General features: G+C 41.1%; 16 protein-coding genes. 14 read left to right on the forward strand and 2 right to left on the reverse strand.

The window, feature by feature from the left end; genetic code table 11:
* The first annotated feature begins 188 nt into the window (after nucleotides 1-188).
* The 13 genes from BUB85_RS15190 to fba all read left to right on the forward strand — a co-directional run bounded on the left by BUB85_RS15190 (nucleotide 189) and on the right by fba (nucleotide 10,199).
* Nucleotides 189-860, forward strand: coding sequence for a response regulator transcription factor (locus tag BUB85_RS15190; RefSeq protein WP_073112027.1), 672 nt, complete (start codon nucleotides 189-191; stop codon nucleotides 858-860).
* A 98-nt stretch (nucleotides 861-958) separates the two neighbouring features.
* Nucleotides 959-2,065: a HAMP domain-containing sensor histidine kinase gene (locus tag BUB85_RS15195; RefSeq protein ID WP_073112029.1), complete on the forward strand. Its 1,107-nt coding sequence runs from the start codon at nucleotides 959-961 to the stop codon at nucleotides 2,063-2,065.
* 56 nt (nucleotides 2,066-2,121) lie between these two features.
* Nucleotides 2,122-2,667: a hypothetical protein gene (locus BUB85_RS15200; protein WP_073112031.1), complete on the forward strand. Its 546-nt coding sequence runs from the start codon at nucleotides 2,122-2,124 to the stop codon at nucleotides 2,665-2,667.
* 164 nt (nucleotides 2,668-2,831) lie between these two features.
* Nucleotides 2,832-3,116, forward strand: coding sequence for a hypothetical protein (locus tag BUB85_RS15205; RefSeq protein ID WP_073112033.1), 285 nt, complete (start codon nucleotides 2,832-2,834; stop codon nucleotides 3,114-3,116).
* Nucleotides 3,117-3,138: 22 nt separating this feature from the next.
* The gene (locus BUB85_RS15210) at nucleotides 3,139-3,507 is read left to right on the forward strand and encodes a hypothetical protein (protein ID WP_073112035.1); all 369 of its coding nucleotides are present in this window, start codon (nucleotides 3,139-3,141) and stop codon (nucleotides 3,505-3,507) included.
* Between the two features lie 148 nt (nucleotides 3,508-3,655).
* Nucleotides 3,656-4,393, forward strand: a complete 738-nt coding sequence (locus tag BUB85_RS15215) for a MurR/RpiR family transcriptional regulator (RefSeq protein ID WP_073112037.1) — start codon at nucleotides 3,656-3,658, stop codon at nucleotides 4,391-4,393.
* A 298-nt stretch (nucleotides 4,394-4,691) separates the two neighbouring features.
* Entirely contained in the window at nucleotides 4,692-5,129 is a 438-nt protein-coding gene (locus BUB85_RS15220) for a PTS sugar transporter subunit IIA (RefSeq protein ID WP_073112039.1), read from the forward strand.
* 41 nt (nucleotides 5,130-5,170) lie between these two features.
* Nucleotides 5,171-5,647, forward strand: a complete 477-nt coding sequence (locus tag BUB85_RS15225; RefSeq protein ID WP_073112041.1) for a PTS sugar transporter subunit IIB — start codon at nucleotides 5,171-5,173, stop codon at nucleotides 5,645-5,647.
* 39 nt (nucleotides 5,648-5,686) lie between these two features.
* Nucleotides 5,687-6,490 (forward strand): PTS mannose/fructose/sorbose/N-acetylgalactosamine transporter subunit IIC, encoded by an 804-nt coding sequence (locus BUB85_RS15230; protein WP_073112043.1) that lies wholly within the window; start codon nucleotides 5,687-5,689, stop codon nucleotides 6,488-6,490.
* 11 nt (nucleotides 6,491-6,501) lie between these two features.
* Nucleotides 6,502-7,329 carry a PTS system mannose/fructose/sorbose family transporter subunit IID gene (locus tag BUB85_RS15235; RefSeq protein WP_073112045.1) on the forward strand — a complete coding sequence of 276 codons (828 nt, stop codon included), beginning with the start codon at nucleotides 6,502-6,504 and terminating at the stop codon, nucleotides 7,327-7,329.
* A gap of 35 nt (nucleotides 7,330-7,364) precedes the next feature.
* The gene (locus tag BUB85_RS15240; RefSeq protein ID WP_073112047.1) at nucleotides 7,365-8,411 is read left to right on the forward strand and encodes a zinc-dependent alcohol dehydrogenase; all 1,047 of its coding nucleotides are present in this window, start codon (nucleotides 7,365-7,367) and stop codon (nucleotides 8,409-8,411) included.
* A gap of 15 nt (nucleotides 8,412-8,426) precedes the next feature.
* Entirely contained in the window at nucleotides 8,427-9,347 is a 921-nt protein-coding gene (gene pfkB / locus BUB85_RS15245) for a 1-phosphofructokinase (protein WP_073112049.1), read from the forward strand.
* Nucleotides 9,348-10,199, forward strand: coding sequence for a class II fructose-1,6-bisphosphate aldolase (gene fba, locus BUB85_RS15250; RefSeq protein ID WP_073112051.1), 852 nt, complete (start codon nucleotides 9,348-9,350; stop codon nucleotides 10,197-10,199).
* Nucleotides 10,200-10,219: 20 nt separating this feature from the next.
* Here fba and BUB85_RS15255 read toward each other — a convergent pair whose 3' ends face one another.
* Nucleotides 10,220-11,104: a LysR family transcriptional regulator gene (locus BUB85_RS15255; protein WP_073112053.1), complete on the reverse strand. Its 885-nt coding sequence runs from the start codon at nucleotides 11,102-11,104 to the stop codon at nucleotides 10,220-10,222.
* A gap of 120 nt (nucleotides 11,105-11,224) precedes the next feature.
* Between BUB85_RS15255 and BUB85_RS15260 the strand changes: the two genes are divergently transcribed.
* Nucleotides 11,225-11,788, forward strand: coding sequence for a DapH/DapD/GlmU-related protein (locus BUB85_RS15260; protein ID WP_073112055.1), 564 nt, complete (start codon nucleotides 11,225-11,227; stop codon nucleotides 11,786-11,788).
* Nucleotides 11,789-11,803: 15 nt separating this feature from the next.
* Here BUB85_RS15260 and BUB85_RS15265 read toward each other — a convergent pair.
* Nucleotides 11,804-12,083 (reverse strand): IS66 family transposase (locus BUB85_RS15265; RefSeq protein WP_143160648.1); only part of this gene is annotated, 280 nt, incomplete at its 5' end.

Here is a 12,083-nt window from a genome sequence, read left to right on the forward strand (position 1 = left end):
CCAATACGAAATAAAATATTTGGCCACGATCTATAGCTCTGTTTTTATAAGAGAATAGACCGTGGCTTATTTGTAATCTGGAGCAGAATCAGCCAGAAAATAAAAAATCAGGGAAAATAAACAATTCTGAAACAATCCTGTGTTATGCTATGTAAAATACAAGTAAAAGAAAGAGAGGAAGGAATCATTTGATTAATATATTGGTAGTAGATGATGACGCAGCATTAAACAAAACAGTATGCTCTTTTCTAAATAATAGTGGCTTTCAGGCAACCGGAGTGTTAAGCGCAGAGGCGGGATATGAGGCGATGTATAACAATCTCTTTGAACTGATTGTCTCAGACATCATGATGCCGGAGGTGGATGGTTTCGAATTTGCGCAGACGGTTCGCGAGGTGAACAAGAACATTCCGATTTTATTCATGTCGGCGAAAGACGATCTTCCATCCAAACAAAAAGGATTTCATCTCGAAGTGGACGATTATATGGTAAAACCAGTGGACTTAGAAGAACTGATCCTGCGTGTACGTGCTCTTTTGAGAAGAGCCAATGTGAAAACGGAACGGAAACTAACCGTAGGAAATCTTGCCATGGATGCAGATGCAGTGTCGGCACATGTAAATAATGAGGAGCTGCCGGTTACAATAAGAGAATTTAACATTTTATACAAACTGTTGTCCTATCCGAATAAGACATTTACCAGGGCACAGCTTATGGATGAATTCTGGGGCGTGGATACCGAGACAAGTCTTCGGGCGGTTGATGTATATGTTACAAAATTGCGTGATAAATTTTCAGCGTGCGATGGCTTTGAAATCAAGACAGTGAGAGGATTGGGATATAAGTCTGTATTAAAATAAGACTGCAGAGGATGTAGGATCAGAGAGGAAAGTGCGGGTGTGAGCGCTGCGATGTGTCTCTCATGGCAGGAACTGCGTGTCGCCGCATAAGGTTTTTTATGAAAAGAAAAGATGTAAGAAACTCACATTTCCCGATTGTGATTTTTCTGGTAACGTTTTTGATCATATTATTGGTCGGTGGAATCCATACGGGAATTATAACATTTTTTGATGAAAATGTCTGGGGCCGCAGTCTCAGCGGTATAGCAAAAACAACGATCGTGATCTGCTATTGGCTTTTGATTGCCGGTGGGTTCACGTTTTTTACGGCATGGCAGATTAGAAAAGCTTATGAAATACCAATGAAAGAACTGGCAAAAGCCACGGATGCAGTGGCACATGGCGATTTCTCTGTTTATGTAGCACCGCTGCACACTCCGGAAAATCTGGATTATCTGGATATTATGATCATGGATTTTAACAAGATGGTAGAGGAGCTCGGAAGTGTGGAGACATTAAAAACCGAGTTCTTCTCCAATGTATCCCATGAGATGAAGACGCCGATGGCCGTGATTTCCAATGAGGCGCAGCTGTTATTGGCTGAAGGCGGCTTGTCGGCGAAGCAGCAAGAGTCTGTGAGAGAGATTCTTGCTTATACAAGGAAGATGTCGGATCTGATCACAAATATTCTGAAGATGAACCGACTGGAAAAGCAAAAGATTCAACCGGATCGGGTAACCTATGACGTTTGCGAACAATGCTGCAATTGTGTGGTTCAGTTCGAAGAGAAATGGGAAGAAAAACAGATTGAGCTGGAGGTTGATATGGAAGACCGGGTCTATATCGAGGCAGACCCCACCCTCATGGAACTGGTGTGGAACAATCTGCTCAGCAATGCCGTGAAATTCACAGACCCCGGAGGGAAAATCACCATAAAAGAGATGTCGGATGAACGGGATGTGGCAATTAGTATTATGGATACTGGCTGTGGCATGGATGAAACGACGATGAATCATATTTTCGATAAATTTTATCAGGGGGATACCAGCCATGCAACAGAAGGAAATGGGCTTGGCATGGCTTTAGTGCTGCGGATACTTCAATTATCTGATGGGGACATTACGGTGAAAAGTACGGAGGGTGTGGGTTCGACTTTTGTTGTTACATTGCCGAAATTATCCAACAATACCCTGCACGATTTCAAGAAAAGCAAAAATATTTTTTGATAGTCCAATAGAAATGAGCATGAAACAGAATGCTGGAAAAGGAGGTGCGATAGACTATGCATGAAATCAATGGGGCAGGAAGGCACTATATCGGTTACGAATATAAAGAACTGGTGGTGGAAAAAAGTCAGCTGTCCTTTTATCTGGATGGATATGAGAACTTTGGCTGGGAGGTGGATGAGAGACAGCAGACACCGGTGGAAAGTGAGAGAAAAGGAAGCTCAGTGCTCCGTCTAAAAAGAGACCGGAAAATCATGAATAAAGCTGAACTTACAAGACTGCAGAGATATTTTGAGGACTGCTTAAAGCAAATAAGCGCGCTGGAGGCATCAAAGACGGGCACTGCGACCGTGATTGCCCTGATCACCGGAATATTGGGAACTGCATTTATGGCATGCTCCACTTTTGCGATTACACATGAGCCGCCACTTATCCTGCTCTGCATCCTATTGGCCGTTCCGGGATTTGCAGGATGGGTACTTCCTGTTTTCCTGTACAAAAGGACGATATTAAAAAAATCACAGGAATTAGAGCCGATGATCGAAGCGAAGAGAGAGGAAATCTATGAAATCTGTGAAAAAGGACATAATCTTCTGGTTTAGACCAGGGGATTCATATGACGGAATGAGAGTAGCACAAGGAGGTGTTACTCTTTTTTTTACAATTAATAATTCACAAACACAACTCAGATATTTTAGAAACATTCTTAAAGTATTCTATACCTATCAACAAGAGATGATGTTCAAAGAAAAGGAGAAAATCAAAAATGGCAAAATCAAAACTGGTTGCTGCAAACAAAAAAATTGCAGAAAAAGTGGTAGGCGGATACAGGAAAATTGAAGAAACTGTAGTGGGAGGCTATCAGAAAATCGAGGACACGGCAGTCGGAGGATATAACAAAATGGCAGATGCTTTCGTTGATCAGTATCTGACGAGAGACGGTGAGTCCGTGGAGGATGCAAGAAAACGTCTTGCACAAGAAGCAGAGGAAAGACAAGCAGCGAAAAAACAGAAATGTAAGAAAGAACAGGCAAATCATCAGAAATATTAGAAAAGAAAAAGAGGTATAAAAAATGAAGAAGAGTAATTTTACAGCATTGGTAATGGGAACAGTAAGTGGTGTGTTTTTTGCATTGGGAATGTGCATGACAACGCTTTCGGAATGGAATGCATTCCGGCCGGGAGTTATCATGGGATGCGTTGGTATGTTAATGGCACTGGTTACGGTGTTTGTGTGGAGAAAAATGGAGCACAAAGAGCCAATTAAAATTACAGGAAAAGCAGTTCTTACGACTGTGGTCGCAATCATCGGGGCACTTGGACTTGGCGTTGGAATGTGTATGACGATGGTATGGAGCCATATGGTGACAGGAATTGTAATCGGATTGGTTGGAATTATTGTGTTGCTGATGCTGATTCCGATTTGTAAAGGAGTGAAGTAAGAAAAAATGTATAGATGAGAAAGGGACAGGTATTTAAGGTTGTATTTGTAATGCTCAACCATTATAATAATTTCTATAGTATTGGATTCTATAAGAAGCAGGTGCAGATTATATGATGTAATTATCCGATACCGCAAGGAGGGGTTCCATGCTGATAGAAGTTACAGAAGAAAAGAAGAAAACGATGACATCTACGGAGCGCAGTGTGATTGACTGGCTGAATGAGCACGAAGAAGAGATACCGAACCGGTCAATCAATGAAATTGCGGATGCAAGTTTTACTTCACCGGCGACTGTTTCAAGAGCAATTCGAAAGTGCGGTTTTTCAGGAATTTCGGAAATGAAATATAAAGTTTCAAGCAAATTGAATTATATTGTGGCGGGCAGGATTGTCAACGAAATATTTAATCGTTCTATTACGGAGTGTCAGAAAACAATTGAAGCATTAAATGTGGATACCATTCTGCGCGTAATTCGTTATATTAAGTTCTCAGAAAAAATTTATATACTTGCAAGAGGGACAACGGCATTGATTGCTCGTGATTTTGAGTTTCAGTTGCAGCTGTTAGGCTATAATGCATTTGTATTATCTGATTCACAGATTATGAGAAATTCAAAAAAACTATTTAAAAAGGACGATGTTGTCATTATTTTTACTGTAAAGAACAGTACTCCAGAGTTGGAGATGTCTGCCAGATTTGCAAAAGAAAAGGGGGCGGTTGTGATTACCTGCTGTTGTATTCCCGGAACATCTCTGGAGGAATATTCGGACCTGTCGGTTTTGGGCGGTAATAAGAATAATAGCATGATTGAGGAATACAATGTAATGTCAAGGCTCCCACTTCATATTATTTCGAGGACACTCATTGATTATCTAATGTTATAGAGCATCCGTTTGACACAAGTTAAGAAGGACTTTCATTTCAGCTTAGGAATGAAAGTCTTTTTTTTGTTGTTATGTATCCGAAAAAGCGGTCAATGACGGGGCATATTGTGCACTTTGAAAATAAAAAAATGTGATTTTCAGAAAATCAAAAGTACGTGAACCCCTTATTTTACACGGAAAAGAGTAGAAGACACGCAAAATAAGGTAATCAAACATGAAAACATTTTCTAAATCATTCTGTTAGGATGAATTTAGAAAGCAACAGAGAACAAAAGAAGCATGAAGGAGAGGAAAAGAAATGATTGGTATTTTGGTAGTAACACATGGAGGATTTTCAGAAGGTTTACTGAACGCAGTCGAACTGATTGCCGGAAAGCAGGAAAAAGTAAAAACGATTGGGCTTTACCATGGTGATGGGATTGATGAATTTACCGACAAGGTACAGGATGCATATGAAGCGTTAAACGAAGGCGATGGAGTTATGGCATTTGTTGATGTCTTCGGAGGAAGTCCTTCTAATGCAGTGATGAAATTAATAGCAAAAGGAACAGATGTAAGAGCAATTGCCGGAGTGAATATGCCGATGCTTGTAGAAGCATTTATGTCGCGAGAAAGTTATTCGTTGGATGAGCTGTGTGAAGTTTGTCGCCAGTCTGGGATTGAAAACGAAGTTCTTTTGTATGAAAAGTACAAAGAAATGATGACGAAACCGGACACAGAAGAAGAGGATTTTTAAGAGAAAACTTAAAAATAAATGAAAAAACAGGAGGAAATAAGATGAGCAGTATCGCATTAACAAGAATTGACGACCGATTAATTCATGGACAGGTCATGACGTCCTGGCTGAATTATACCAGCGCAACCAAGATTATGGTGGTGGATGACAAAGCAGCCGAAGATTTGTTTTTAAAATCGGTTCTGAAAAATGCAGTACCTAAAAATGTAGGACTGGGTGTGTTTACAGCAGAGAAGGCGGCAGCAAGATTGGTGAAAGGGTTTCCAGAGACGGATAAAGTTATTGTGCTGGTGAAATATCCGGCTACGATTTGCAAAATGATGGAATATGGAGCGACTTTTGAAAAGGTTAATATAGGTGGAATGGGAGCGGCGAAAAACCGCGAAAAATTCTATAAAAATATCTCCGCATCGGAGGAAGAAAAAGAAATGCTTAAGAAAATGATTGATGCAGGATGTAAAGTTACAATTCAAATTATTGCAGAGGATTCCGCAGTAGATGTTGCAAAATTATTGTAAATTTAAAAGTCCCTATCGGTAGGGGGGAAGGAAAAAAGAATGAGTATTTCAATTATACAGGCAATACTAATTGGTCTGGTATACTATCTTGGAATTAATGGTACTCCATGGACCACTCTTTTAGGCAGCACCATTCTTCAAAAGCCATTGGTCGCAGGAGTAATCGTAGGATTTATATTAGGAGATCCGGTGCAGGGAGCCATCATAGGTGCAGCAATTCAACTCCCGTTCATTGCATACATTTCAGCAGGGGGAGCACCACCTACAGATCCCGGACTGGCAGGTACACTTGGCACAGCACTCGCAATGGCGGCTGGTGTGAAACCGGAGGCAGCTATTGCCATGGCGGTTCCGATTGGTCTTCTGGGAACTATTATCTGGGTACTTCATATGACAATTGACGTGTTTTTCGTACATGCAATTGACCGTGCGGCAGATGAAGGAAATATGAAAAAAGCAGTGTTCTATCATGTCGCAATGCCACAGATTGTCACACTTTTACTCGGTGCAATTCCGGTCGCTCTTGGCTGCTATTTTGGCTCAGGTGTAGTAACCAATATTATTGAATTGTTACAGGGAAGGCCTTTGCAGACATTAGAGGTTATAGGAGGACTTCTTCCGGCTATCGGTATCGCTATGAATCTTAGAGCAATCAGCAAACCGGGTATTCTTATGTGGTATGTATTAGGATTTATTCTTGCTGTATATCTTGGTCTGCAGACAATGCCAATCGCGATTATTGCCGGAATTGTAGCATACCTTTATACAGACTTGATAGCAAAAACAGAAGAAAAAACAGTGGCCCTGGATTCATCTGAGGACCTGGATGATGATTTCATATAAAGGAGTAGGATATGGAAGAGCAGAGAGTGAAATTAAGTAAAAAAGATGTACTTAGAGCATTTTGGAAATGGACCTTCTTTTCCCATTCCAATTACAATTATGAGCGATTGCAGGCAAGTGGTGTCCTTCAGTCCATGTCTCACATACCGGAAAAATTGTATCCGGGAGATAAAGAAGAACAAAAGAAATTCATGCAAAGGCATATGTCTTTCTACAATACAGAACCTCATTTTGGGGGAATCATTAATGGTATGGTGCTCGCGATGGAGGAAGAAAGAGCGAATGGAGCCTCTATTGATGATGATGCAATCAACAGTATTAAGACAGGACTTATGGGACCAATCGCCGGTATCGGAGATACTTTATGGCAGGGAACCTTACAGCCAATCGCACTTGCTGTCGGCATTAGTATTGCTGCGGGTGGAAATGTAATCGGTGCTCTGGTGTTTGCCTTGATTATGATTGGTGTGATGCTTCCAATCGGATACTTTATGTATATGAAAGGATATACAACCGGAAAAACAGGAGTAGAGGCAATCTTGAGTGGTGGAAAAATGAAGCAGATCATTCAGGCGGCTTCTATCATGGGAGCAACCGTGCTTGGATCACTGACCGCTAATTATGTTACAGCGAAGTCAACCATGAATATATCGGTGGGTTCTTCTACACTGGCGTTACAGACAGATATATTAGACAAGCTTTTACTCGGAGGTGTTCCACTGGGCATTACATTACTGACATTGTATCTATTGAAGAATAAGAAGATGAAATCAACAACAGTTATGCTGATTCTGGTAATAATCGGATTGATTTGTGGTGCTACTGGAATATTAGGATAAAGAAAAGTGATAAGAAGAGAAAAGGAGAATAAAAAATGAGTGAAACGATGAAAACAGCAGTTTTTACAGATATAAAGGAAATTGAATTACAGGAGTGTGACAGACCTGTTCCGACAGGAAATAAGGTATTGGTGAAAATTGATGCAACAGCTATCTGTACCTGGGAGCAGAGAGTATACACTGGTGTGAATAAGGTGGAATTTCCCTTTATCGGCGGCCATGAAATTGCCGCGCACATTGTTGAGATGGGAGATGAAGTAAACAAATTAGAGTGGAATGTCGGAGACAAGGTCGTTGTGGGAGCAACGCTGCAGTGCAGAAATTGTTTCTATTGTAAAACCGGAAATTCACAGAGCTGTAACCATTTCAATCATAGTGCGCAGTTGGAAGGAATGCCTCATAAGGGGATGGGCGGACTCAGTGAGTATATGCTGGTTTCACCGGATTGTATGTTCAAATATGACAATGTGGCACCGGAAGAAGCAGCGATTATTGAACCGGTATCTTGCGTGATTCATAGTGTTGAGACCGCAAATATCCAAATGGGTGATACAGTACTTGTCATTGGATGTGGTATTATGGGACTTTTACATACAGCAATCGCAACGAAACAGGGAGCATCTGTAATTGTATCGGATGTAAACGAAGATCGTATGGAAATCGCAAAGAAAATGGGTGCAAAACACACGATCAATCCGGCGAAAGAAGATTTAGCAGCACAGGTTACGAAAATTACAAATGGCTTAAAAGCACAGGTAATCTTTGATACAACACCGTTGCCGTCTGTCGTAGCAGATACGTTCAAATGTGTATGCAATGCGGGGAAAATTGTTTTATATAGCTCGATTCATCCGGCAGAACCAGTTCCATTTGACCCGAACTGGGTACATGGAAAATCAATTCAGATTTTAGGTACAGCAAATTCCAACGACAGAGATTTTGTGAGAGCCTCACGTATGGTGTCGGAAGGTGTTATTGATTTGAAACCATTCGTAAGTGCAGTGTATGCAAAGGATCAGATTAAAGATGCATTTGAATCTGCAATTTTAGGAGACAAATTCCGTGTGGTTGTACAGTTTTAAAGTAGGAGGTAGTTCATGATTTATACATTGACAACGAATCCGGCCATTGATATGAATATATGCACCAATGGTCTGGAGGCAAAAAAAGTAAACAGAACATTTGGTGCAGTTTATACGCCGAATGGAAAAGGGCTGAATGTGAGTTTTGTACTGGGACATTTTGGCGTACCATCTACAATTATGGGGTTTTTTGGCGGCTTTTCAGGAAAATATATTGTGGATGAATCCAGAGATAGAGGGTTTAGAGTAAAACCAGTTTGGGTGGATGATACAACAAGAGTTAATATTTTTCTGAATGATGGAAAAACGGAATATAAGCTTGTAAATGAAGGCTCTTTCGTGACGGAGGAAAATCAAAGAGCGTTATTAACTGCGATTGAAGAGAATGAGGATATGGATCAGTTGTCCATCAGTGGAAGCCTTCCCAAAGGTGTAGAACCGGAGTTTTATGATAAAGTATTAACCATTTGTCAAAAGAAAGCAGTGGATGTGATTTTGGATATCAGTTCTCAAAAGCTAGCAGATTTGTTAAAATATAACCCGCTGCTAATTAAACCAAATGATGAGGAATTGCAAAGTATTTTTGGGATAAAAATTGATTCAGAGGATGATATTGTCAAAGCATTGGAGATGCTTTATGCAAAAGGAGCACAGAATATCTTACTTACACTAGGGGAGAAGGGTTCTTATTTCTATAATGGAAAAAATATTTATTTCGCAAGTGCCCAGCCAATTAAGCTATTAAGTTCGGCATGTGCCGGAGATTCCGCATTGGCGGCATTCCTGAGTGTGTGGCTGGAGAAACCATTTGAAATTGAAGCGGCATTAAAAAATTCTGCGGCGACCGGAGCAAATGTAGCAGAAAGTAATGCAATCGGCACATTAGACAAAGTAGAAGAATATAAAAAAAATATTCAGATTAGGAAGGTGAAATAAATGCCATTAGTTACAACAAAACAATTATTGCTGGATGCGCAGGCGGGTCAATATGCAGTTGGTGCATTCAATGTGGAAAACATGGAAATGGTTCAGGCGGTGGTTACAGCAGCGGAGGAACTTCATTCTCCGGTCATTATACAGACGACACCATCGACAGTCCAATATGCAGATTTAGCTTATTTCTATGCAAATGCAAAGGTTGCAGCAGAGAGGGCAACTGTTCCGGTAGCCATGCACCTTGACCATGGCAGTAGCTTTGAGTTGGCAATGAAAGCACTCAGAACCGGATATACTTCGATTATGATTGATGGTTCTCATGTCAGTTTTGAAGAAAACATCGCGGTGACAAAAGCAGTCGTAGACGCCTGCCATCCATCTGATGTACCAGTAGAAGCAGAGCTTGGAAAAGTTGGCGGCAAGGAAGATGATTTAGATGGCGGCGAAGGCGGTGGATATACCATTCCTTCCGAGGCAGTTGAATTTGTTGAAAGAACAGGAATTGATTCTCTTGCAGTTGCAATTGGAACAGCTCATGGCGTATACAAAGGAACTCCAAAACTTGATGTTGAGAGACTGAGCGAGATTCGTGAAGTGGTTTCCATTCCGCTGGTTCTTCACGGAACATCCGGAGTACCGGACGAAGCAGTAAAAGAGTGTGTAAAGCGTGGAATCTGCAAAGTGAATTACGCAACAGATCTTCGCATTGCATTTTCAAAGGGGGTCAATGAAATCTTAGCTGAGAATCCGGATACAATTGATCCAAAGAAATATAATGCATGTGGAAGAAAACGTGTAAAAGAATATGTGATGAGTAAAATGCAGGTTGTAGGAAGCGTGGGAAAAGCATAGTGCGACAGGGGCAAAAGTGGCTAAACTTTTGCCCCTGTTTTCCGCTTCAGTTCTGATATAAATCGTTTTGCAATTGGAGAAAAAATCTGCTCTTTTTTCCAGATGAGATACATCGGCGTGGTCAATGATGGAGAAAGAGGAATTGCTTTCAGACCACTGCCTTCACTGGTATCTATGAGCTTGTCGAAGGCAAGGAGGCAGCCAAGCCCCCTTTTGGCAAAGATAGAAGCATTGTAAGCAAGCCGGAAACTTCCCTCCAGATGAAGCTCTTGAAAAATATTGCCGGCCCATCCGGGGATGTCTTTCTTCCAGGACTGTTCAGAACAGAATAAGGGTCTTCCAATCAGATCCTGTGGCGTAATAAACGGCTTGTCTGCAAGGGAATCGGTGACAGGGATGACAGCGACCCATTGATCGAATTTCGGAAATGGAATCGCATTGTATTTGTTGAAATCGGGTTCTTCCACAATGGCGGCAAAATCTAAAATTCCTTTTTCGAGTTTTTCTGATACCTGTTCGGTGTCTCCGCTTGTGATGTGATATCTGAGATTTGGATATCTTACTTTAAAATCCCTTATGAAATCAGCGAGAAAATCAATCTGATAGCTTTCCGCAAGACCTAAATAGATATCACCGCCGGTAATATCATCCAGAGAGCGAAAACTGTCGGATATTTTATTAGCCATGGAAAGAAGATCTTCCGCCTGTTTGCGCAGAAGATTCCCGGCATCGGTAAGTTCGATATTGAAACTATGGCGGATGAAGAGTTTTTGACCCAGCTCATTTTCAAGAGATTTGATCTGTCTGGAAAGAGTGGGCTGTGTGATATGAAGAATATCCGCGGCCTTTGTCATGTTCTCTTCCCTTGCAATTGTAAGAAAATTCTGCAATATCTTGAGTTCCATCTTTGTCATCTCCTCGTACTTATTTCAGTAAAGCGGACATTCGCAATCCGCTCTGCTACTTGCTCATGAACATCCTGCAGGTAGCTGCAGGATGTTCAAATAAAGAAATGGAGAGTGATCATGAAGACAGAAGAATATTTGGAAAATTGGAGAAAAGGAGCAGTCGTGACAGGCGGCTCCGAAGGACATCAGGTGATGCATCAGCTTTCGCAGCAAGCAATGCAAATTACAACAAAGATAAATGGCAGTTACCATGAACCAAAAGAAATCGTTAGTCTTTTCTCTGAATTGATTGGAAAAGAGGTGGATGAATCCTTTGGCCTGTTCCCACCGTTTTACACAGATTGTGGAAGGAATATATTTGTAGGGAAAAATGTATTCATCAACTGTGGATGTCATTTCCAGGATCAGGGAGGAATTTATATAGAGGATAATGTATTGATCGGATCGCAGGCGGTACTGGCAACCGTTAACCATGGGTTTCGGCCGGAAGAGCGCTCCAATAATCATCTGATGTCAATTCACATAAAAAAAGGCGCATGGATCGGGTCGCATGCAACGATTCTGCCAGGTATAGCAATCGGAGAAAATGCGATTGTAGCAGCAGGAGCTGTTGTTACAAAGGATGTACCGGCGAATGTCATTGTCGGCGGTGTTCCGGCAAAAGTTATAAAAAAGTTGTAACTGTTCAGAACTCCATTAGTTAAAGATGATATCGGAATTCCCTAAAAGGGCTTCTCTGATTGCTGTAAAAGCATTTATTCCATGCTTATGAGCAGTCCCAATATAGCTCATGATTGTAAGATATTCCTGTGCGCCTTCCTCACTGCGAAAACATCCTGAGACCTTGGTTTTAACCTTAATCATGCGCAAATCACGTTCCGCAAGGTTATTATCAAACGGAACACAGAGATTCTTTATAAATAAGCAGACTGATGCCTTGTAATTCACAAGTCTGTCAATTAGATTTAGTACCTTG

Origin of the sequence: Hespellia stercorisuis DSM 15480 (assembly GCF_900142165.1) — a bacterium.
Classification (GTDB): domain Bacteria; phylum Bacillota; class Clostridia; order Lachnospirales; family Lachnospiraceae; genus Hespellia; species Hespellia stercorisuis.